The following is a 21,416-nucleotide window of genomic DNA, read 5'->3' as shown; positions in this document are numbered from 1 at the left end:
AGTCGTATTGTGCTTTTAAACCGGGGAGTTGTGTTGCACAAGCGTGATAAGACAAGCCTTTTCCCGTTTCCACATACCTTTGATTCCAAGCTTCCAAGAAGTAATTGAACACAAAACGGCAGCAGCCAAACATTCGACGAATGAGTTGCTTTTGCTCTGTATTGGGGTAGATCCGATATTTATAGGCTTGATGAACCAGGGGTTTCGAAGAAACATCCTGCGCAGACACGAGCATGTGCAACACCTCCTTTTAGTCAACTTATCCATATTATAGCACATACGTTCGTTTCGAAATCGAAAACCGCTGATTTATCCCCACCCTATCGAGGGTGGAGTATTCTCAGCTTTTTTAGATAAACATTATTCATAAACATTATAAATAATACAACCTTCAAATCCGTTTCAGATTATATAGAGAGGGGATTTACCCGATGACCCGTAATTTCCAATTGCCCGCAGGAGAAGATGCTGTACTCCGCTGCTCGCATTTCCCCGCCAGGGATAAGGCTAAGAGCCTGATTGTTATCGCCCACGGTTACAAGGGGTTTAAGGATTGGGGGATGTTTCCTTATGCTGCGGCAGCCCTCAGCCAGGAGCATGAGGTCATAACCTTCAACTTCTCACATGCCGGAATCGGCGAAGATCTGCAGAATTTCACGGAGCTTGAGAAGTTCGCCCGCAATACCTATACCCGTGAGATCAAGGATATGGAGATCCTGCTCTCTTATCTCAGCCAGCACCACAAATTCGGCAGCCTGCCGTTATTCCTGCTGGGCCACAGCCGTGGCGGCGGAGACAGCCTGCTGTATGCGCTGGACCATCCGGGAGAGATCACCGGAGTGATCTCCTGGAACGGCATTACCGACCTCGATCTGTTCACGGAGGAACAGAAGATTGAGATGAGGCGCAGCGGCCGGACCCATGTGCTTAATGGCCGGACCGGCCAGCAAATGCCGCTGGATGCCGTGTTGCTGGAGGACCTGGAACAGCATGCCGGACGCTACAACCTGCTGGAACGGATGACAACAGCCAGCTTCCCGGCGGTTCTTATTCAGGGAAGCCAGGACAGTGAACGGCTGCGCCGGGGATCAGAGCAATTAACGGAGCTCCGCCCGGATATCCGCTGGGTGCAGATTCCAGGCGGCAATCACACCTTCGGAACCGTGCACCCGTTCGAAGGAGCTACCCCGCAGCTGGAGGAGGCAATATCCGCCTCCCTGGAGTTTATTAACCAGATCCTGGCCGGCTAAGCTTACAAGTTGGGCAGCGCCTCTCCAGCTAATACTTATGAAAGCCAGAACCGCCGGGAATTCTGCGAAATGACTGCAGCTTCTCCGGCGGTTCTTTTATACTTCTGACTGCTTATATTCCAGGGATTGCATCCCGTTTATGCCCCGTTCTGCGGTAGTAGGCTTCAAGCTTCCCGGCGACCTCGGGAGACACCGCTTTGCCCTCCAGATAGTCACTGTTGTCATCATAGGTGATCCCCAGCTCGGTTTCATCCGTCTGGCCCGGCCAGAGGCCGGCTGTCGGTGCTTTGGTTACGATATCGGCAGGTACTCCAATCGCCGCAGCCAATTGCCGCACCTGCCGTTTATTCAGTGAAGACAGCGGTGTAATATCAACTGCACCATCGCCCCATTTGGTATAGAACCCGGTGATGGCTTCAGAGGCATGGTCTGTTCCTACCACCAGCAGATTGTTCTCGAAGGCTAGTGCATACTGCATAACCATCCGCGTTCTCGCCTTCACATTTCCTTTGCCCTGATGGGTGATGTGGCGGTGCTGCCCCAGTGCCTTCAGGCTATGCTCTACCTCCAGCGCGATCTCGTTTACAGCTTCTTCAATATTAGTCTCCACCGTATGCGTCAGCTCAAACGCCTTGGCCACCGCGTAACTGTGCTCAATATCCTCCTGCTCGCCGTAAGGCTGGAATACACCGAGTGTAATATACTCTTTGCCTTCCTCTGCCGTCAGCTCGTCCGTAGCCTGTTTGCATAGACCCGCAGCCACTGCACTGTCCACTCCTCCGCTGATCGCAATCAGCAGCCCCCTGGCACCCGCCTGCAGCGCATATGCTTTCAGGAAATCCACACGTTTGCGTACTTCCGCTCCGGTATCAATCACCGGCTTGACTCCCAAGGCCTTAATAATCTCTTCCTGCATTCCCACTTCACACACCCCTTTTCTTATAACTTGATCTGTCCGAAGGGACTCAGGTGCCTATATGTTCAGAAAAAATCCCGCATGAGCCTAGCCTCCGGCTGATGCGGGAATATACCTTACAGAAAATGACCTTACTGGCACAGACGATTAAAAACTTCCTTCAGCTCAGCAGCAATTTCAGCAGCCGAACGGTCTTCGACGCCGTGACGTTCGATGAAATGAACAAGCTCGCCATCCTTCATCAATGCAATGGATGGTGAAGATGGCGGGTACGGAGCAAAATACTCACGCGCCTTGGCTGTAGCTTCCTTCTCCTGGCCGGCAAATACCGTGAACAGGTGATCGGGGAGAATTTCGTTCTGCAGCGCCTGGGCTACACCTGGACGGCATTGGCCGGCGGCACAACCGCAAACGGAGTTAACAACCACAAGCGAAGTTCCCTTAACGGCTGGAAGAGTTGCTTCAACTTCATCCGGAGTCAGCAGCTCCTGAAATCCGATACTCGTCAGATCATCGCGCATAGGCTGAATGGAATCCTTCATATATTGATTAAAAGACATGGACATTTCTCTGCACTCTCCTTTACCCTTTGAATAGTTGTCAGAACCCGGATAACGTCGCCGCGTTACTGCACTACTTGCTAACTTTATTATACATACATACTCTGTGAAAGCAAGAGAAGCAGCCTGCCTACAAGCCGTTATCCCGCAGCGCTATATCGCATAATTAGAGCCTTGAATCCCTAAGAATAGACTTCCATCTCAGCGGGTTCCTCCTTGGGCTCAAAGGGGATCGTAACGATGACCGAGGTGCCTTTTCCCACTTCGGATTCCACATGAATGGTTCCGTTGTGACGCTCGGCGATACTCAGGCAAAGCGATAGTCCAAGTCCTGTACCCTGGCTTTTGGTTGTGAAGAACGGGGCAAACAATTGCTTCAGCTGGCTCTGCGGGATGCCGCTTCCCGTATCCGTGATGATCAGCTGAGCGGTATCTTCATGCTCACAGGTTTCCAGCGTCAACACCCCTTTGGCCTCCATTGCCTCCATTCCGTTGCGGGCCAGATTGAGAATCAGCTGCTTGATCTCCCTGACGTTCAGCCGCAGCAGCGGCAGAGACGGGCTAAGCTTCAACTCAACGCTCTGGCCGCGAAGATTGGCATCCGCCCAGATCAGGGGGGTAAGCTCCTCCATAATGAGATGCAGCTGCACCATTTCCTTGTCCGATACACGGCTCTGGGCCAGCGACAGGAAGTCATTGATGATACTGTTGGCCCGGTCCAGCTCCTCCATTACGATATGGTAATAGGAATGCAGGTCCTCCGGACTCTTTTCCCGCATCAGCTGCAGGAATCCGCGCACTACCGCCATCGGGTTGCGGATCTCATGGGTAATTCCGGCCGCCATCTGCCCGACCAGCGTCAGGCGTTCAACATTATCAAGCTCGCTGCGGATTTTCTCCTCTTCCGTAAGATCCTGTATAATCATGACAATGCCGCCCGGAACACCGGACTCATGCTGTAACGGCGCCGTGAATATATGATAGGTCATGGAATCATACTTGATTTTGGTATTGGCACGCTGCCTGTTCAGCAGGATTCCCCGTAAGCGTTCATAGGTTTCCTGATCCAGGCTATGGCCAAAGACCCGGTCTGCCGGCTGGGATAATATAATCTCTCTGGTCAGATGGGGGCAATGACGCTGAATCAGGCTGAGCATGTAATCATTCAGCTCCGTCACATATCCATTGTCATCAAATGACATAATATTCAGCGGCACCACATTAGTAATCTGCTGGAGCTTCTCCGATTCCCACTGGAATCTCTCCGAGATACCTTTCATCCGTTCCTTGACCTGCAGCCTGTCCCAGGCCGTTTCAATATATACAATAAACAGTCCGCCCAAAATAACAGCCGTTAATAAATACACCCCTACCAGAATCGCATCCGTGGGGGGTGTGTTGAAGATGCTTTGTCCCTGCATCTTAGGTACAATTACAATAAACAGCATACTGGGAAACAGAGTACCCCATAGCATGCCGACTTTTTGGATTAAAGAGGCACTCTTGAAGGGCTTGGCCATACCAAACAACAGTGGATACAGCAGTACCCCCGTATTTAATATGAGATGATCAAATCCTGAAGGAACCGAGAATAGTACAGTGCAAAAGATGAAATACATTGCCAGGTAAGCCCCTGAACGAAAAGTCCCGTACAAGATCCCTATATACGCCGGAAGGATAGCCAGATTCAGATACACTACTCCGAACATTGTAGTCGACAAAGCCATACACAATGTAACCCCAAGTGCACAGCATATTATCAGAAAAGTCTGGTCATCCGGAAATCTGCGGTTTCTGCGTGTGAAATGGCCCTGGTCCAACCGCCACTGAAACAGAAACAGGAAGGTGCACGCAGCCGATATTTGCAATAAAATATCCTTAACCGCATGAATAATCGCTATCACTCCCCAATTTGGACAAAATACCCTTTTCCCTTAGATTAAAGCACAACCGCGCACTCCTGACAACGATAATCACTTCAAGCCTCTCCGGGTCTGGCTACACTCCGGCCGGAATGGTATGATGCCGTTAGCAGAGTGCTGCAACATGTAAAGGAGCAGAGTTATGAGTAACTATGATGTAATTGTCATTGGAGGCGGCCCGTCCGGATTAATGGCCTGCGTAGCGGCAGCCGGACACGGGGCGGCTGTATTATTAATTGATAAGGGTGCCAAGCTGGGCCGGAAGCTGGGCATCTCAGGCGGCGGACGCTGCAATGTTACCAATATCAAGGAAACTGCGGAGCTGATCGCCCATATCCCGGGCAACGGCCGTTTTTTATACAGCTCATTCGATCATTTCAACAACCGGGATATTATTGAGTTCTTCGAAGCCCTCGGTATCGCCCTGAAGGAAGAGGACAACGGGCGGATGTTCCCTGTATCGGACAAGGCTGCAAGTGTTGTCTCCGCGCTGGTTGGCAAGGTGCGCAGTCTTGGCGTGCAAATTATGACAGACAGTCCGGTGCGCGAGGTTATATATGAGGACGGTGCGGCCACGGGCGTACGTCTGGAATCGGGAAAAGCCTTCAGTGCCGGGGCCGTTATTATCGCTACCGGCGGCAAATCGGTGCCGCAGACCGGCTCTACCGGTGACGGCTATCCGTGGGCCGCTGCTGCCGGACATACGATCACGGAGCTGTTCCCGACGGAGGTGCCGATCCTTTCAAGGGAGGAATGGATTAAATCTGGTGAGCTGCAGGGCCTATCCCTGCGTGACGTGAGTCTTACGGTCTGGAATCCCAAGGGCAAGAAGGTGATCTCCCACCGCGGAGATATGATCTTCACTCATTTCGGGCTGTCCGGCCCGATCGCCCTGCGCTGCAGCCAGTTCCTGCGCCAGGTTCAGAAGAAATCAGGTACAGATACCGTAGAGTTGTCTATCGACCTCTTCCCCGACCTGACTCTGCAAGAGGCAGAGACCCTGCTGCAGAACAAGCTGGAGCTGGAGCCCAAGAAGGCCATCCGCAATTCGCTGAAGGGCCTGTTGCCTGAGCGCCTGATTCCGCTGCTGCTGGTCAAAAGCGGACTGGACGGTGAGCTTACAGGTCATCACCTGCCGCGGACCGGTCTTCAGGCACTGGCTGCCCTGCTGAAGCGGATGCCGGTACTGGTCTACGGAACGCGTTCTCTGGCAGAAGCTTTTGTGACTGGCGGAGGGGTGAATCTGAAGGAGATTGATCCGAGAACAATGGAATCGAAACTAACGCAGGGGCTGTATTTCTGCGGCGAGATTCTGGATATTCACGGATATACCGGGGGTTATAATATTACGGCTGCCTTCTCGACCGGATACACAGCCGGCAAACATGCGGCCCCGCAGCCGCGCGGATAAGCAGCCGCTGCGGCTCCCGGGCTCATTCCTATAATTAAATAAGCCTTCCTCCAGGTTGCGGAGGAAGGCTTATTGTATGTTATCTGGCAAACCGCATGACACTGAATATACGGGCGATCCAGATGGCTGCCGCAGCGCCTACCGGTATAAAGAGCAGGAGTCCCCACCAGCCATACGCGGGGATGCAGACAACAGCTGCACTGAGGACTGCAAACGGCATTAATAGAATCGGCATGGCCTTGGAACCGGCATCCGCCTTCTGCGCTTTGGTGAACGGCAGAATACCGATGTAGTCATCGCCGGAGAACAGCAGCCAGAAGGAAGACAGCCAATACGCCATCAGTGTTGTCAGGATGGCAAACAGCAGCCACTTCAGAACGACCGGCACAATAAAGATGGCCACAAGCGCCACACCGGTAAACGACAAATACAGCTTGAAGTGGGCCGGATTGCGCAGCATCGCTTTGACCGCTGCCGCCGAGAAGCGGCTCTCCGGTTCCCTCGAGGCCAGCAGCGGCTGCGATTTGCGGAAGATCCACGGTTTATACCGAGTAGGCCGCGGCTTATCCAGTACACCGCGCAGCAGAATAGCCGCAATCTTCATCCGCTGCTTGTAGTCTTCGCGCACATCGTTCATGAAGGTGCCGCGCAGCCGCAGGCGGGCCCTGAACACTATGGCTGCCATCACGGCGAATCCGCCAGCAGCAATGAACAGCAGGACGGGGCTGTCCTTCCAGAGGATTGCCAGACGCAGATAGACTCCGCAGGGCACGGTGACAGCCGGAATCAGCCACAGCCAGCGGCGGAAGCCCTGCCGCTGCACCTTAACGATATGGCCCAGCAGCTTAACGGACCAGCTGCAGGTTATCGTCAGCGCGAGCAGCCCGTAGGCCCCTGCCGCACTGACTCCGAAGCCCTTGATCAGAAACGGCAGCAGAATGGCAAAGGCCGCCGCCATCTTCAGCGTGGTTACCGCAAGGCTGTAGACCATTCCCCGCAGGATAATGGTGCTGATCCAGTTCTGCCGCTGTCTAAGAAACAGCGAGTCACCTTCCTGCAGCAGCAATACGATTCCTCCGGTAGCCAGCAGAATGGCCAGCAGCACAGGTACGACCATATAGGGGACAGAGCCGATCCACGCCGGCTGCTCCCCGTTCCAGTAACCATAGTAGAAACGTCCGCCAAGCAAGCCTCCCGGGATAATAATATACAGCAGGACGGTCCAGTCCACAGCTGTACGGATAATAGTAGACTGCTCACGGAAGTGGGAGGCCAGCCGGCGCCGGAAAAGAGCCGCAGCTGTAGGAAACGCAAATGAATTCCTGCTCATGTTAATTCGTCGAAGCAATCAAACAACGACCCCTCCGGCAGCCCTGCATCTCCGCGTATACCTTCCAATGTGCCCTCGGCAGCAATTCTGCCGCCGGAGATTAATATGAAGCTGTCACAGATCTTCTCCGCTGTATCCAGAACATGCGTAGACATCAGCACACCGGCTCCACGTTCGCGCTCCGCCTCAAGCAGGCGCAGGAAATCCTTGGTTGCCCGGGGGTCAAGCCCGATGAACGGCTCGTCCACGATATAGACATCGGGCTGGACCAGAAAGCCCAGCATCAGCATCATCTTTTGCTTCATGCCTTTGGAGAAGCCGGCAGGCAGATCATTGCGCACACTTTCCATACCAAACTGGGTCAGGAGCTTCTCTGCTGTGGACTCGAAGGTTTCATAGCTTAGCCCGTAGGCTGCGGCCGCGAGATCAAGATGCTCCCACAGCGTCAGATCTTCGTAGAATACCGGCTGCTCCGGCACATAGGCATAGGACTTGTTCTCGCCGCCCAGCTTCACCTTGGCCTTGGCATGCTTCAGCAGACCGAGCAGGGTCTTGATCGTAGTGCTTTTGCCGGCCCCGTTCGGTCCGATTAATCCAAGCAGCTCGCCCTTACGCACCTGAAAGGAAATCCCTGAAATCCGTATATCTCCGGCTTCATAACCGGCTTCCTCAATAACAACATCAAGCACGATATCCTCATCGTCTTCACGCTCTTCGTAATAATTCGTAATCTGGTCCATATAACTCTCCATCTCCTAGGCAATCGTTCATAGTAATGCGATCATAACACCATAGACGGGTCTATGCTGCAAAAAATTTCACCACCGCTATCTGTCAGCGGCCTGGTCCCTATCCCCCATTATACGAATTACCGGGGACAGACCTCAAACCCGCGCCGGATACCGCTATTTCCACCCCTGCGCTACAGCTTAGGTACGGATCATCATGTGAAAATCATGTGAAATCCGCAGCAGCTATGCACCATCAAAAAATTGTTTGATTTTTAATAATTAAAAGTGTGCTTATTGTGACAAATGACATGTTCTTCATTCTTTGTTTGAAGTAATGTAAAGCTAGATCAAGAAAAGCAGTATTCCAAACCGTGCGGGGAAGCCCGTACGATTAACAATAGAGGTGGAGAAGCATGATACAATCTTATGAACGCGATACTCAATTGACACTGCATTTGTACCGGGTTTTTGCCAAGTCTTTCAAGAGCATTAACGAACACGCCGTTACCGGCAGCAAGATTGAAGGTTTCAATCCTACAGCCTTCGCCGTTATGGAGGTCCTCTATTATAAGGGGGCACAGCCTATCCAGCAGATCGGCGCCAAGCTGCTGCTGCAGAGCGGCAACGTTACTTACGTAATCGACAAACTGGAAGAACGCGGCTACCTGCAGCGCAAGCCCTGCCCGAGTGACCGGCGTGTGATTTTTGCCGAGTTGACTGTAGAAGGCGAGCGCCTGATGAACGAGATGTACCCGAAGTATTCGGAACGCCTGCATCTGGCTTTCAGTGGACTGAGCGATGAAGAAAAGGAACAAATGATTATTCTTCTGAAGAAGATGGGCCTGCAGGCTGAGAAGCTCTCCCCGCTTCCACGCAAATAAGCACAGTTGAGGCAGATGTGGTTGTGAATCTATTCACTAACCTGCATGATAGTAATGATAACAAAGCGGCAGCGCAATCCTGATGGATGGCGCTGCCGCTTTGTTATGAATAAGCAGGCTTGAAGATTATGGCTTGGACGCGGTACTTCCCTCTTGAAGGGTTGGCAGCCCTTTATTAAGCCCCGCAGAAATAACCAGGGAGGCCACAGCAAAGACCGCCATCACAATGAAGAGCGAGTGCAGGCCGCTCTCCAGCGCGCCGTGCAGACTGCCCCAGGCCTCAGCGGACAGGTTACTCCCGCTATGCGGGTTAAGCAGCTGGTTGATATCAGCCCCTGTAGCAGCAGCCCCAGGCTGTTCCGCCAGCTTCCTGTCGATATTGTAGTTCAGCCACGACCCGAAGATCGCCACACCCACCGTCTGCCCGAGTGAACGGGTGAAGGTATTCAGGGCCGTTGACGCACCCCGCTGCTCATGCTGTACAGAGGATTGCGCGATAATCGTGAAGACTGTAGAAGCATAACCAAAACCTACGCCGCAGAACAGCATCAGAATCAATAGCAGCAGCTGGGACGAATCCCCGTTCATCAGAGTCAGCCCTACCGCTGCGACAACAATCAGCGACAGTCCCAGCATCCCTGTACGGCGGGTACCCGCGCGCAGAATCATTCTTCCGCCAGCGATGGAGCCGAGCATCCAGCCCACCGACATCGGGGCGAGCAGCAGGCCCGAGAGGGCCGCGCTTTTGCCGAAGACGCCCTGCACCCACAGCGGCACGTACGTAGACAGCCCAATAATCAAGGTGCTGACCAGCAGGTTAGCTCCTGTAGAGACAGCGATATTGCGGATAGAGAACAGCTCCAGCGGCAGCATTGGCTCGGGAGCACGGCGCTCCACGAACAGGAACACGGCCAGCAGCACAGCAGCCCCAGCTAAGATAGCCAGCAGCAGCGGAGAGTTCCAAGCCAGGCTCTGCCCTCCCGCCGTAAGACCAAAGAGCAGCGCTCCCATTCCTGCCGCGAACAGCAGCACTCCGGCCACATCGATTCTCGTCTTGCGCCGGACCTTCTCTTCCTTCAGATACCGCGAGATGAATATAATAGATAGCAGCCCAAAAGGCAGATTAAAGACAAACACCCAGCGCCAGCTCAAATAATCAACCACATAGCCGCCAAGCAGCGGTCCTACGAGAGAGGAAATCCCCCATACCGAGCTGAGCAGCCCCTGGGTCTTCGCCCGTTCCTTAATGCTGTAGATATCCCCGATAATCGTAAAAGTCATAGGAATGAGCGCACCCGCACCGATCCCCTGTATCCCCCGGAAAATAATCAGCTGCTGCATGCTCTGCGAAATCCCGCATAACAGCGAGCCTGCCAGGAAGACCACGGCCCCGCCAATGAACACAGGCTTGCGGCCAATCAGATCACTTAACTTGCCAAAAATAGGCGTCGTAACCGCCATAGCCAGCAGATAAGCGGTAAATATCCAGCTGAGCCACTGCATGCCCTGAAAATCGCCGACAATGGCCGGTCCCGCCGGTCCTGTGACCGTCCCTTCGATTGCTGCCAGAAACGTGGCCAGCAGTACTCCAATTAAAATTAACTTGCGTTCAGTTTCACCAGGTGACTTCAATGAATCCAAATCCTCTCTCTATGTTCTCAGCCCCGCACTTTCTCTCCTTGCAGCAAGGAATACATCCTTACATCCTGATAGCCGGAAGCCGTATGCCGGTACTGCCGCAGGAGCCCCTCCTGCCGGAAGCCGAGCCTTGTAATCAGCTTCTCTGCCCGGATGTTGTCAGGATGGCATAAGGCCTCAATCCGGTTCAGCCCCATACTGTCGAAGCCGAATTCCAGCATAAGCTCCAGCGCTTCCCGCATATACCCCTGACCCATGGCAGCAGGTGACAGCTCGAAACCGATCTCCCCCCGGTAAGCACCCTCAAGCTGCCAGTGATTATAGCCGCAGCTTCCGATAACCTCCCCTTCCGGCCCCAGAATACTCCAGCGTATGCTTTCTTCTTCCCGTGCCATATGTGCCAGCAGAGCAATCAGTGCTCCCGCTTCTTCTGAAGAGGACAAGAAGGGGGCATCCAGCCAGGGCGCAACCTGAGGATGGCACCAGATCTCAAACAGCGCTCCTGCATCTCCGGCAGCCATAGCCCGGAGCCGCACTCTCCGGCCGGTTAATTCCGGAATTACTCCGCCGCATATATACATCTTCCCGTCCCCTTTCATCCTAATAAGTATACATCAGATGTAAGCATTCCCTTAAGCGAAATCTGACATGAATCCGAACTCCACACAAATAGCGCCTGCTCCGCGCGGCTTGCTCCCGCGCGATCAGACGCTGTACGTTTTCTGAACATGAATGGTTACTTGATGTAGAATTAACCCGATGTACCCGCAGCCTTAACCGGCTTAAGCACTTCGGTACATAGCACTCCCAGCTTGGCCTGAATCGCTTTGAATTCCTCTATTCCCGTTCCGGTAATGCTGTATGCCTCACCATGAGCCGTGAGAAAGTTCTCCTGGGTCAGCCGTTCCAGCTCCTGTTTCACTTCGCGTTCCGCTACCCGGTATCCCAAATCCTCCAGCTCCGGCTGCATCTCCGTCAGTGTCAGATTCCTCTCATGTGCGAAATATAGCATATGGATTCCTATAAACAAGTTCTGTACGTCGGCGCGCATATTCCACTCCTTCCGGCTGTAAGCCTTCGGTATATTTATAAAAGCATTACCCTGCCCGGGGTTGCCGGAAACATCCGCCCGGAGACAATTCATACATCTTCCTGATTTTCCACTAACCGGATAATTCCGTTATTGCTTGACGTATTGCGCTCCGCTGTACTATCTTGTTAGTTAACAGTTATGGATTCATACTGACTCAAGGTACAGGAAGGTGATGCTTCATGTTTCAAGCCATGCCTTATGATGGCACCCGCAGCGAACGGTTTGAAGCCGTTCTAAGCCAGCTCGGGGCACTTATGGAGGGCGAGCCCAATGCTATCGCCAACTTATCCAATGCTTCGGCTCTGTTAAAGCTTTCTCTACCGGACACCAATTGGACCGGTTTCTATTTATTTGACGGCAAAGAGCTGGTTCTGGGCCCGTTCCAGGGACTTCCGGCATGCATCCGTATTCCGCTTGGCCGCGGCGTATGCGGAACAGCGGCTGCGGAACGCCGCACCCTTGTCGTAGGCGATGTCCATGCCTTTCCGGGGCATATTGCCTGTGATGCTGCCTCGAACAGCGAAATCGTAGTTCCGCTGGTTAAGGGGGATACCCTGTACGGCGTACTGGATATCGACAGCCCGCTCAAACACCGCTTCGACGATGAGGAACGCCGTTTCCTTGAACGGTTCGCAGCCATGGTATCCGAGGTGCTGTAATTCTCTTCCTCGCCATAAGCCTTAGCATGAAGAAGCCGCTCCACTGCAGGAATGTCCTGCTGATGGAACGGCTTCTTCATGTGCAGAAATAGTACAGGCTGAAGCTCCTGTTGCGGAGATTCAGCCTGTAGCTGCAGCGTTATACCTTGACCGGATGGATATGCCAGATCTCGGAGGCATAGCGGGCGATCGTATTATCACTGGAGAATTTGCCGGAATGGCCGATGTTGATAATTGACTTCTTAAGCCATTCCTTCTGGTTGCGGTAGGCCAGGTCAATCTTGACATGGGTCTCCACATAACTGGCGAAATCCTTGAGGACGAAGAACTCATCATTATTATCAAGCAGCGACTGGTAGAGCGTATCGAATTCCTGGGCATGAGCGCAGAACGGTCCAGGCACAATCAGCTGATCCAATACTTCCTTCACCCGGCCGTCGCCATTATAGATATCGCGGGCGTGGTAACCGCCATACTGATAGTAGTCCATGACCTGCTCTGCCCGGAGGCCGAACAGGAACATGTTATTGTCCCCTACCATTTCGTGCATTTCCACGTTGGCTCCATCCATAGTTCCGACGGTCAGCGCACCGTTCATCATAAATTTCATGTTCCCGGTACCGGAGGCTTCTTTGCTGGCTGTAGAGATCTGCTCACTTACATCCGCTGCCGGAATAATCTTCTCCGCCAGCGATACCGAATAATTCTCCAGGAAGAAGATGCGGATCTTCCCGTTAATGTCCGGGTCCTTATTCACTACATCAGCCACCGTATTTATCAGCTTGATGATCCGCTTAGCCAGATGATAACTCGGGGCCGCCTTCGCACCGAAGATGAACGTACGCGGTACGATGTTCAGCGAAGGGTTGTCTTTGATCTGATTGTACAAATGCATAATGTGCAATACATTCAACAGCTGGCGCTTATACGCATGCAGCCGCTTCACCTGCACATCGAAGATGGAGTCGGGGTCCACCCGGACACCGTGCTTCCCGTAGATGTAGTCGGCCAGATGCAGCTTGTTGCGGCGTTTGATCGCAGCCACCTGCTCCTGGAAGGAGGAATCCTCACTGTATTTGATGAGTCCGATCATCTCCTGCGGCTGATGAATCCAGCGGGTGCCGATCGATTCGCTGATCAGTCCGGCAAGCTCAGGATTGGCATGCTGCAGCCACCGGCGGTGTGTGATGCCGTTGGTCTTATTATTGAAGCGGTGCGGATACATCTCATTGAACAGGCGCATCTCACGCTTTTGCAGAATTTCCGTATGCAATGCCGCTACGCCGTTTACGCTGTGGCTGGCCACGATGGCGAGATGCGCCATCCGGACCTGATCATCATGGATGATGGCCATCTGATTGATCCGGTTCTGGTCTCCCGGATACTTGCTCATCAGCTCCCCGCAGAAGCGGGCATTGATCTCCTCAATAATCAGGAAGATGCGCGGAAGCAGCTCCTTGACCATGCCAAGCGGCCATTTCTCCAGCGCCTCACTCAGAATGGTATGATTCGTATAAGAGACCATACGTGTCGTCATGCTCCAGGCCTGATCCCAGCCAATCCCATGCACATCCATCAGAATACGCATCAGCTCAGGGATAACCAGTGTAGGATGCGTGTCGTTAATATGCAGGGCCACCTTGTCAGGCAGGCTGTCGATCGGAGCCCCTGTCTTGGCGAAGGTACGCAGAATACTCTGCAGTCCTGCACTACACAGGAAATATTGCTGTTTCAGCCGGAGAAGCTTGCCTTCGTATTGTGAATCATCCGGATACAGGAACTCCGAGATGGATTCTACGGAGCGCTTATACTCCAGGAACTTGTGATAATCTGTCCCCCCCAGCGCACCGAATACTCTCGAAGGCTGTGTGATCGACTCTGCACTCCAGTTGCGCAGTGTATTCACATGCCTGCGGTCTGCCCCGATAACCGGAATGTCATACGGAACGGCCCTCACGGCTTCATAGTCCTTGTGTTCAAAGAACAGCTCATCATTCTCCCAGCGGGTATCCACATGTCCCCAGAAGTGCACCTCCACCTGTTTGTCTTCACGGCGGACTTCCCACACATTATCATTCTGCAGCCAGTAGTCTGGCAGCTCTACCTGATATCCGTCTACAATCTTCTGCTCGAACAGGCCGTATTTATAGCGGATACCGCAGCCATGCCCTGCATATTGCAGTGAGGCGAGCGAATCCAGGAAACAGGCGGCCAGGCGGCCCAGACCGCCATTGCCCAGACCTGCATCCGCTTCAACCTCCTCGATATCCTGCAGGCAGAAGCCCAGCTCCGAGAGGCCTTCACGGACAACCTCCAGCACACCCATATTCAGCAGGTTATTGCCCAGAAGCCTGCCGATCAGAAACTCCATGGAGAAATAATAGACCTGCTTATCTTGATCGATCTTGAACTTCTGATTGGTGTCCGCCCAGTTCTTGCCGGCATTCTCGCGGATCATATTACCGAGGATATTGTAAATATCGGCGTTCGAAGCTTCCTCCAGCGGTTTGCCTAATTTCCCGATGAGTTTCTCGCGGAACACTTGTTTGAAAGTCTCTTTATCGTTGAACAACAGCAGGTTCCTCCTAACAGATGCTTGTATTTGTGGAAAAATATTGCCTATTACAACACTGGATCAGAAGAACTGCCGCACTGCACAGTTCCCCTGATCCAGATATTATATCTTGCTGCTCTTGGCAATGACAAACGGACGCCTGCTGTCTCCGACGAGTATCCGTTCCTTGCTCAGATGCACGTCTTTGTCCATAATGACATTCTCAATTACGGCATTCTCTTCAATTACACATTTCTGCATGATTACAGAATTGATGATTTTGGCTCCCTTGCGAACCTGCACACCACGGAAGATTACACTGTTCTCCACTGTTCCGGCAATAATACAGCCGTTGGCTACCAGCGAATTGCTGACCGAGGCGCTATCCAGATAACGGGTAGGGGCTTCATATTTAATCTTGGTCTGCACCGGACTCTCTTTGAACAGGCCGAAATAATTCTCCTGCTTCAGCAGCTCCAAGCTGTTCTTGTAGTAGCTCTCCAGCGAATTGATAACGGAATGATAGCCTTTGTATTCATAGGCGGCAATCTTGAACTTGTGGCGGTTCTTCTGAATGGCATCGCGGAAGAAATAACTTTCGCCATGGGCGATGCAATGCTCCACCTGCTCCAGGAACAGCTTCTTCTCCATAATAAAGATATCCAAATATACATTGGGATGATGCTTCTCGTGGTGAATATTCGTTACTTTGTTGTCTTCATCGACCTCTACCCGCAGGCAGGGGTCATGCTCCGGCTGCAGCTGATCGATCTGCTTGTAGACCATGGTCACATCTGCGCCCTGCTCCAGATGGTATTGGTATACATCCTGCAGATCAACCGTATTAATGTGCTGGCTGCCGGAGAATACAATATATTTGGCAGACGCCCGTTTGAAGAAATCCAGATTGTTATGATAATGCTGCAGATCGCCAAGGGACGTGTCCGTAGGATCATTCCAGTCCGGCGGCAGAATGAACAAGCCGCCATGCTTGCGGTTCATGTCCCAGGATTTCCCGTCGCCGAGATGGTCCATCAGCGAGCGGTACTTGCGGCGGACGAACAGTCCCACGCTCTCCAGCTCCGCACGCATCATGTTGGACAAAACGAAATCGATCAGCCGGTAGCGGCTGGCGAACGGGACCGCTGCCCCGCAGCGGAAATAGGTCAGTTCATTTAAATTATCCAGTTCATGGTCAAGATTGATTACGCCCATAAGCTCTTTCATCGGTATCCCCCGCCCTCTGTGATTATATGGTTTTGGCTGCTACGGATTTGTTTTTTTTGCTACGTTTGTCAATCAGCAGAATTTCGTCCTCATTCTCCCGGTCGACGCCGATTTCCATATAATCCTCAATGACTGTGTTCTCACTGATGATGGCTTTGTGGATTCTTACATTCTTGCCGATCTTCACCTTAGGCATAATCACAGAATCCGTAATCACGCTGCCTTCGCCCACTTCTACCCCATAGAACAGTACCGAATGCTTAACCTCACCGTATACAATGCAGCCTTCGTTAATAATGCAGCTGGATACCTTGGCTCCCGGTGCAACATATTGCGCCGGCTGATTCGGATTACGGGTGAAGATTCTCCAGCTGGTATCATTCAGGTTCAGCGGAGGATTGTCACTCAGGAGATCCATGTTCGCTTCCCACAGGCTGTCTACAGTACCGACATCTCTCCAGTAGCCTTCGAATGGATAAGCATACAGGGACTCTCCGTCATTCAGCATCAGCGGAATGATGTCCTTCCCGAAGTCATGGGACGAGCCGGCGTTCTCCCCGTCCTCAAGCAGATGCTTGCGGAGAACATCCCATTTAAAAATATATACGCCCATAGAAGCAAGTGTGCTCTTAGGTTTGGCAGGCTTCTCATCAAACTCGTAAATCTTGAGATCGTCTTCCGTATTCAGTATGCCGAAGCGGCTCGCTTCCTGGAGTGGCACGTCAATGACCGAAATGGTGCAGTCGGCGTTCTTGGATTTGTGATACTGCAGCATAGCATGATAATCCATCTTGTAAATATGGTCACCGGACAGAATCAGTACATGCTCCGGATCAAATTGATCAACGAACTTCAGATTGCGGTAAATCGCATCAGCCGTGCCCCGGTACCAGCTGCTTCCATTCTCCCGTTCATGCGGCGGCAATACAAACACCCCGCCATCCTTGCGGTTCAAATCCCAGTCACTGCCGACTCCAATATACGAATGCAGCACCAGCGGTTCATACTGTGTCAGTACACCCACTGTGTCGATACCTGAATTCGAGCAATTGCTTAAAGGGAAGTCGATGATGCGGTAGGTTCCTCCGAAATAAACAGCCGGTTTGGCAATCGATTTGGTTAATCCCTTCAATCTTTTTCCTTGGCCTCCCGCCAATAGCATGGCTACCATCTCTTTTTTCTTCATGGAAGAGCCTCCTTGACTTATGGGTAGTGAAACATGTAATAAATAGGTTGAATGATTGGTGCGGTGTAGTGTAGATCCCACATTGAAACCCAAAAAGAAATGAAGCGGAAAGAAGCAAACCATAAGAAATGCATGTGACAGGAATGAATAAGATTTAAAACGGGGGAGGAAACAGAGAATCGGGACATGCTGCCGGTTTTGTCAGGAAAAACGCTCAAAACCGGGATTGTATCCTTATTGTAAAGTGTTCTCTACCCGCCGTCAAAACCCTTTATTGTCCGCTTCAAAAACTTTTAATTTCTAACTATATTCCTTATTAATAACATTGATATTTCCGTATAATTAGATTAACCATTATGATTAACCATGAACGACAATTCTGAATCCAATCTTTGGCTCCAAAGACCTATTTTCAGCAAACGTTCAACGTATAGCGTCATACTATGGACACTATAATCACTGAATATGGAGGAACTGCTAATGAAAGCAGCGCAAGGCGTCCGATTGCTTCTGGTGGATGATGAGCCTCATATCCTCCAGTTTCTCGAACTGGGACTAATGAACGAAGGATTTGAAGTACAGACTGCGCCGGATGGTGCAGGTGCTATCGCTGCGGCCGCAGAGTTCAAGCCGCATGTCGTGATTCTCGACGTCATGATGCCCGGCATGGACGGCTTCGAGGTCGTCCGCTATCTCCGTTCAGAGGAGGCGGAGGTGGCCGTGATCATGCTTACCGCCAAGGATGAAGTGGATGACCGGGTTAAAGGCCTGTCTATCGGTGCGGATGATTATATGGTCAAGCCATTCAGCTTCGACGAGCTGTTGGCCAGGATTCAGGCCCGCCTGCGCAACCAGTTCCCGGGACTGCTCGGCGAGGTGCGCTGCGGCCCCTTCCGGATTGACGGCCGGCGCAAAGAAATCCGCCACAAGGAGGAGGTGCTGGAGCTCTCGCCCACAGAATATGAGCTGCTGCAATATCTGGTTATTAACCACGGGCTGGTGCTGAGTAAACCCATGATTCTGGACAAGGTGTGGGGATATGATTTCGGCGGCGAGGAGAACATCGTTGAGGTCTACATCCGTTCCCTCCGCGAGAAGCTCGGTGACAAGGATCACCGGATTATCCGCACCCTGCGCGGCGCGGGATACCGGGTGGACCTTGTATGATTGCCCGGACCCGGGGCTTCTTCAGCAAACTGCAGGCACCCCGATCCCTGCGCAAACAGCTGCTGGCCACCTCGCTGTTAATCCTGTCCGTATTGCTGATTCTGATCGGCGTACTCCAGTATGCTCTGATGCGGAATTTCATCTACAGCAACCGCGCGGAGGCTATGGAAACCCAGATGCGCTCCGTGCCGCGCGAATTCTATTACATTAATCTTAATAATCCTGCGGGAAATGCAGCAGATCTAAACAACAGTGCGGGGGGCAATATTCGTGGCGGAGCTGTAAGCGGGACTATAAGCCCGGGAAATCCTCTCCAAAGCGGCACTCCTGGCGGGGCTGACAGCGCCGGGAATAAAGCCAACATGGGTCCTGACAACAAGCGGTTCTACGGAGACCGCCGCCCGCTGCTGCTTGATGCTCATACTACGATAGCCATATACAGCTCAGACGGCACCTTCAAGGATCTGCAGGAAGAAACCCTGTCTGCGTCAGCAGCACCAAGAATGAGCAACGGGGAATATAACAGCCTGCTGAAGCAGGCATCGGATAAAGCTACCGGGAAATACAGGCTGATTACCGCAGCAGACGGCAACGAGCATCTGGCTGTCTTCATGAACCTTGGCAGACCGGGTGCTACTAAATTGCTGCTGCAAATGAGCGTAGAAACCGGCCCCCTGAGAGATGTGATTATGCAGCAGCTGCTTATTTTTGGCGCGTTATCAGTAGTCGCACTGCTGGCCGGACTGTTCCTGTACCTGCCCGCGCTGCGCAAAACGCTGATTCCCTTGTCCAAGATGGGGGAATCCGCCCAAAGCATCGATGCCGGCAATCTCGATGTGCGCTTCCCTGTAGATCAGGGTCAGCTTGAGGTCGACAAGCTCTCCCAGTCCTTCAACGGAATGCTGGAGCGTCTGGAGATTTCTTTTCACAATGAACGTGAGGCCAAAGAACAGATGCGCCGGTTCGCGGCAGATGCATCCCACGAGCTAAGAACCCCGCTGACCTCAATTTACGGGTTTCTGGAGGTACTCCTCCGGGGAGCAGCCGATAACCGGGACCAGCTCTATAGCGCACTCAACAGCATGCATGGAGAGGCCAAACGCATCAACAAACTGGTGGAGGATCTGCTTCTGCTCGCCCGTATGGATGGTGCTCCGCAGCTGCGGGTCAAGAATTTGCTGCTCGGTGAGATGATTGACGAGATGCAGCCGCAGCTGCGGGTGCTGGCCGGAAAGCGCGAGGTGAACTTCGATATTTCCTATGGCGTACGCGGCCCTGTTGATCCTAACAAAATAAAGCAGGTTATTCTTAATCTATTCCATAACGCCGTGCAGCATACGGATGCGGAATCCGGAGCGGTACAAGTCTCGCTGCATGCCAGAGGAACAGTGGCTGTTCTGACTGTGAAGGACAACGGCTCCGGTATTGCTGCCGGACATCTCCCGTATGTCTTTGACCGGTTCTACCGCAGTGATTCATCCCGCACCAGAAAGTACGGCGGCTCGGGGCTCGGGTTATCCATTACCAAGTCTATCGTGGAGGCGCATCAAGGAGAGATTACTGTAACCAGCACTCCTGGTGAATTCACAATCTTCCAAGTCTCTCTCCCCTGCCTGCCGGATTAGCTAATGACCTGTAATTAACGATATAATAGTAAGCAGAAGAAATAGCTGTCCTCATTGAGCATGGCTAACAAAACTTAAGCCCATGCTTCCGATGCGAGTTTTGTACGAAGTGAATTCACGGGAGCTGGGCTACAACAAAACTTAAGCCCATGCTTCCGATGAGAGTTTTGTACGAGGCGAATTCACGGGAGCTGAGCAACAAAACTTTTAGGAGGTTATATCATGTACGAAATCGCTATTATCGGCGCCGGTCCTGCCGGGGCAAGTGCCGCATTGTTCGCCGCCAAGGCGGGCAAAAAAACACTGCTGATTGACAATGACAAAGGCATGACCCGCAGAGGCTGGTATGAGAACTTTTACGGAATCAGCGAAATCGGCGGACCCGACCTCGTGGAGACCGGACATAAGCAGGCCGTGAAATTCGGAGCTGAACTCGTCGCCGAGCAGGCAACCGGACTGAGCGCAAGCGGTGAAGGTTTCGTAATCGAGACGGAGAGCGGAGCTGCTTACGAGGCCAAGCATGTTATTCTGGCTACAGGGGTTCTCACCGATCTGGCCGCCAAGGCCGGAGTGGAAACCAAGGATGGCACGGAGCCGAGAATCAAGACAGTTATTGCAGCTACTGCAGAAGGCAAAACCAACATTGACGGCATCTGGGCAGCAGGAACAGTTGCCGGTGTGAGTGTGCACGCTATTATTACTGCCGGAGACGGTGCCAAGGTTGCGGTTAATATTATCAGTGAGCTGAACGGTGCGCGGTATGTTGATCACGATTTGCTAAAGGCTTAATTCACACAGACTAATAAGATTCCCAATCAAAAATTGCATAAACGACCCGCCTTTCATTATGGATGAGGGGCGGGTCGGGGGGGGGGGGGGGTCGTTTTTTCTATTATGAGGGATAAGAATCAGGTATCCTAACCAGGCTAATGTTGGCAGAAAACCGCTACTGAGTGTGTAAGCCTTGAACAATCTCCTTTATCCGAGAATTAAGCGCAACTGAGTCCGCTGCAGCTTATCCAAACTGCGGATTGTTGTACTAAATGCAGGATTTCAAGCTCAGGAACGACACAAAGTAGATATTGCTGCAGAAAATACAACATTTCAGCGCCATCGAGGCTCCAGAACGTTAAATTGTTGCATTTCGTGCAGGATTTCCGATTTTTCCAGATAAATGTCTTTGGATTGTTGTATTTTATGCAGGATTTCTTGAGCCGGGCGCTATAGCGGGGCGTTAAGGCTTGGGGGTTCGGGGGTTCGGGGGTT

At 52.4% G+C, this 21,416-nt stretch carries 20 protein-coding genes; 7 read left to right on the top strand and 13 right to left on the bottom strand.

Features of this window, described 5'->3' with window-relative positions; translation table 11 throughout:
• The coding region (locus tag QW71_RS34095; protein ID WP_047014130.1) for a helix-turn-helix domain-containing protein at positions 1-235 on the bottom strand (235 nt) is incomplete at its 3' end.
• 196 nt (positions 236-431) lie between these two features.
• Here QW71_RS34095 and QW71_RS34090 point away from each other — a divergent pair.
• Complete coding sequence (locus QW71_RS34090; protein ID WP_039309933.1) at positions 432-1,250, top strand: S9 family peptidase; 819 nt, start codon at positions 432-434, stop codon at positions 1,248-1,250.
• Between the two features lie 112 nt (positions 1,251-1,362).
• On the opposite strand, the gene nadE is transcribed toward QW71_RS34090, so the two are convergent.
• From nadE to QW71_RS34075, 3 genes are all read right to left on the bottom strand, one after another.
• A complete protein-coding gene (nadE, locus tag QW71_RS34085) occupies positions 1,363-2,172 on the bottom strand; it encodes an ammonia-dependent NAD(+) synthetase (RefSeq protein ID WP_039309932.1) in 810 nt (269 codons plus the stop codon).
• Between the two features lie 125 nt (positions 2,173-2,297).
• Positions 2,298-2,732, bottom strand: a complete 435-nt coding sequence (locus tag QW71_RS34080; RefSeq protein WP_039309930.1) for a BrxA/BrxB family bacilliredoxin — start codon at positions 2,730-2,732, stop codon at positions 2,298-2,300.
• Positions 2,733-2,908: 176 nt separating this feature from the next.
• Entirely contained in the window at positions 2,909-4,453 is a 1,545-nt protein-coding gene (locus QW71_RS34075) for an ATP-binding protein (RefSeq protein ID WP_052770527.1), read from the bottom strand.
• 337 nt (positions 4,454-4,790) lie between these two features.
• Here QW71_RS34075 and QW71_RS34070 point away from each other — a divergent pair, with 337 nt between their 5' ends.
• Positions 4,791-6,059 carry an NAD(P)/FAD-dependent oxidoreductase gene (locus QW71_RS34070; RefSeq protein ID WP_039309928.1) on the top strand — a complete coding sequence of 423 codons (1,269 nt, stop codon included), beginning with the start codon at positions 4,791-4,793 and terminating at the stop codon, positions 6,057-6,059.
• A 79-nt stretch (positions 6,060-6,138) separates the two neighbouring features.
• Here the strand turns inward: QW71_RS34070 and QW71_RS34065 are convergent, their stop codons facing one another.
• Positions 6,139-7,407, bottom strand: a complete 1,269-nt coding sequence (locus QW71_RS34065; protein WP_152679922.1) for an ABC transporter permease — start codon at positions 7,405-7,407, stop codon at positions 6,139-6,141.
• Positions 7,386-8,129, bottom strand: a complete 744-nt coding sequence (locus QW71_RS34060) for an ABC transporter ATP-binding protein (RefSeq protein ID WP_042133307.1) — start codon at positions 8,127-8,129, stop codon at positions 7,386-7,388. The genes QW71_RS34065 and QW71_RS34060 overlap by 22 nt, the downstream gene beginning before the upstream one ends.
• A gap of 404 nt (positions 8,130-8,533) precedes the next feature.
• Between QW71_RS34060 and QW71_RS34055 the strand changes: the two genes are divergently transcribed.
• Positions 8,534-9,001 (top strand): MarR family winged helix-turn-helix transcriptional regulator, encoded by a 468-nt coding sequence (locus tag QW71_RS34055; protein WP_039309924.1) that lies wholly within the window; start codon positions 8,534-8,536, stop codon positions 8,999-9,001.
• A 126-nt stretch (positions 9,002-9,127) separates the two neighbouring features.
• Here the strand turns inward: QW71_RS34055 and QW71_RS34050 are convergent, their stop codons facing one another.
• The 3 genes from QW71_RS34050 to QW71_RS34040 form a co-directional block, all read right to left on the bottom strand.
• Positions 9,128-10,633 carry an MDR family MFS transporter gene (locus QW71_RS34050; protein WP_039309935.1) on the bottom strand — a complete coding sequence of 502 codons (1,506 nt, stop codon included), beginning with the start codon at positions 10,631-10,633 and terminating at the stop codon, positions 9,128-9,130.
• 26 nt (positions 10,634-10,659) lie between these two features.
• Complete coding sequence (locus QW71_RS34045) at positions 10,660-11,220, bottom strand: GNAT family N-acetyltransferase (RefSeq protein WP_039309922.1); 561 nt, start codon at positions 11,218-11,220, stop codon at positions 10,660-10,662.
• Positions 11,221-11,390: 170 nt separating this feature from the next.
• The gene (locus QW71_RS34040) at positions 11,391-11,690 is read right to left on the bottom strand and encodes a hypothetical protein (RefSeq protein ID WP_039309934.1); all 300 of its coding nucleotides are present in this window, start codon (positions 11,688-11,690) and stop codon (positions 11,391-11,393) included.
• Positions 11,691-11,911: 221 nt separating this feature from the next.
• On the opposite strand from QW71_RS34040, the gene QW71_RS34035 reads away from it, so the two are divergent.
• Entirely contained in the window at positions 11,912-12,391 is a 480-nt protein-coding gene (locus tag QW71_RS34035; protein ID WP_039309920.1) for a GAF domain-containing protein, read from the top strand.
• 139 nt (positions 12,392-12,530) lie between these two features.
• Here QW71_RS34035 and QW71_RS34030 read toward each other — a convergent pair whose 3' ends face one another.
• From QW71_RS34030 to QW71_RS34020, 3 genes are all read right to left on the bottom strand, one after another.
• On the bottom strand, positions 12,531-14,963 hold the full coding sequence (locus tag QW71_RS34030) for a glycogen/starch/alpha-glucan phosphorylase (protein ID WP_039309919.1): 2,433 nt from the start codon (positions 14,961-14,963) through the stop codon (positions 12,531-12,533).
• A 105-nt stretch (positions 14,964-15,068) separates the two neighbouring features.
• Entirely contained in the window at positions 15,069-16,172 is a 1,104-nt protein-coding gene (gene glgD / locus QW71_RS34025) for a glucose-1-phosphate adenylyltransferase subunit GlgD (protein ID WP_039309917.1), read from the bottom strand.
• A gap of 22 nt (positions 16,173-16,194) precedes the next feature.
• A complete protein-coding gene (locus QW71_RS34020) occupies positions 16,195-17,358 on the bottom strand; it encodes a glucose-1-phosphate adenylyltransferase (RefSeq protein WP_039309915.1) in 1,164 nt (387 codons plus the stop codon).
• Between the two features lie 480 nt (positions 17,359-17,838).
• On the opposite strand from QW71_RS34020, the gene QW71_RS34015 reads away from it, so the two are divergent.
• The 3 genes from QW71_RS34015 to QW71_RS34005 all read left to right on the top strand — a co-directional run bounded on the left by QW71_RS34015 (position 17,839) and on the right by QW71_RS34005 (position 20,939).
• Positions 17,839-18,525: a response regulator transcription factor gene (locus tag QW71_RS34015; protein WP_039309913.1), complete on the top strand. Its 687-nt coding sequence runs from the start codon at positions 17,839-17,841 to the stop codon at positions 18,523-18,525.
• Positions 18,522-20,150: a cell wall metabolism sensor histidine kinase WalK gene (locus QW71_RS34010; RefSeq protein WP_039309912.1), complete on the top strand. Its 1,629-nt coding sequence runs from the start codon at positions 18,522-18,524 to the stop codon at positions 20,148-20,150. Before QW71_RS34015 ends, QW71_RS34010 begins: the two co-directional genes overlap by 4 nt.
• Before the next feature lie 222 nt (positions 20,151-20,372).
• Positions 20,373-20,939: an FAD-dependent oxidoreductase gene (locus QW71_RS34005; RefSeq protein WP_039309909.1), complete on the top strand. Its 567-nt coding sequence runs from the start codon at positions 20,373-20,375 to the stop codon at positions 20,937-20,939.
• Positions 20,940-21,139: 200 nt separating this feature from the next.
• On the opposite strand, the gene QW71_RS41655 is transcribed toward QW71_RS34005, so the two are convergent.
• Positions 21,140-21,416: hypothetical protein (locus QW71_RS41655; protein ID WP_235441626.1), on the bottom strand; the 277-nt coding region annotated here is incomplete at its 5' end.

This window comes from Paenibacillus sp. IHB B 3415 (genome assembly GCF_000802655.2).
GTDB lineage: Bacteria > Bacillota > Bacilli > Paenibacillales > Paenibacillaceae > Paenibacillus_AQ > Paenibacillus_AQ phytohabitans.
The sequence above is the reverse complement of the archived record's forward strand: the minus strand, read 5'-3'. Positions and strand labels throughout refer to the sequence as shown.

Excerpts from the sequence above, each read along its gene's own strand:
- QW71_RS34090 (WP_039309933.1), top strand. The coding sequence starts at position 432 with ATGACCCGTAATTTCCAATTGCCCGCAGGAGAAGATGCTGTACTCCGC.
- QW71_RS34080 (WP_039309930.1), bottom strand. The coding sequence starts at position 2,732 with ATGTCCATGTCTTTTAATCAATATATGAAGGATTCCATTCAGCCTATG.
- QW71_RS34075 (WP_052770527.1), bottom strand. The coding sequence starts at position 4,453 with ATGGCTTTGTCGACTACAATGTTCGGAGTAGTGTATCTGAATCTGGCT.
- QW71_RS34070 (WP_039309928.1), top strand. The coding sequence starts at position 4,791 with ATGAGTAACTATGATGTAATTGTCATTGGAGGCGGCCCGTCCGGATTA.
- QW71_RS34060 (WP_042133307.1), bottom strand. The coding sequence starts at position 8,129 with ATGGACCAGATTACGAATTATTACGAAGAGCGTGAAGACGATGAGGAT.
- QW71_RS34055 (WP_039309924.1), top strand. The coding sequence starts at position 8,534 with ATGATACAATCTTATGAACGCGATACTCAATTGACACTGCATTTGTAC.
- QW71_RS34045 (WP_039309922.1), bottom strand. The coding sequence starts at position 11,220 with ATGTATATATGCGGCGGAGTAATTCCGGAATTAACCGGCCGGAGAGTG.
- QW71_RS34040 (WP_039309934.1), bottom strand. The coding sequence starts at position 11,690 with ATGCGCGCCGACGTACAGAACTTGTTTATAGGAATCCATATGCTATAT.
- QW71_RS34035 (WP_039309920.1), top strand. The coding sequence starts at position 11,912 with ATGTTTCAAGCCATGCCTTATGATGGCACCCGCAGCGAACGGTTTGAA.
- glgD (WP_039309917.1), bottom strand. The coding sequence starts at position 16,172 with ATGAAAGAGCTTATGGGCGTAATCAATCTTGACCATGAACTGGATAAT.
- QW71_RS34020 (WP_039309915.1), bottom strand. The coding sequence starts at position 17,358 with ATGAAGAAAAAAGAGATGGTAGCCATGCTATTGGCGGGAGGCCAAGGA.
- QW71_RS34015 (WP_039309913.1), top strand. The coding sequence starts at position 17,839 with ATGAAAGCAGCGCAAGGCGTCCGATTGCTTCTGGTGGATGATGAGCCT.
- QW71_RS34010 (WP_039309912.1), top strand. The coding sequence starts at position 18,522 with ATGATTGCCCGGACCCGGGGCTTCTTCAGCAAACTGCAGGCACCCCGA.
- QW71_RS34005 (WP_039309909.1), top strand. The coding sequence starts at position 20,373 with ATGTACGAAATCGCTATTATCGGCGCCGGTCCTGCCGGGGCAAGTGCC.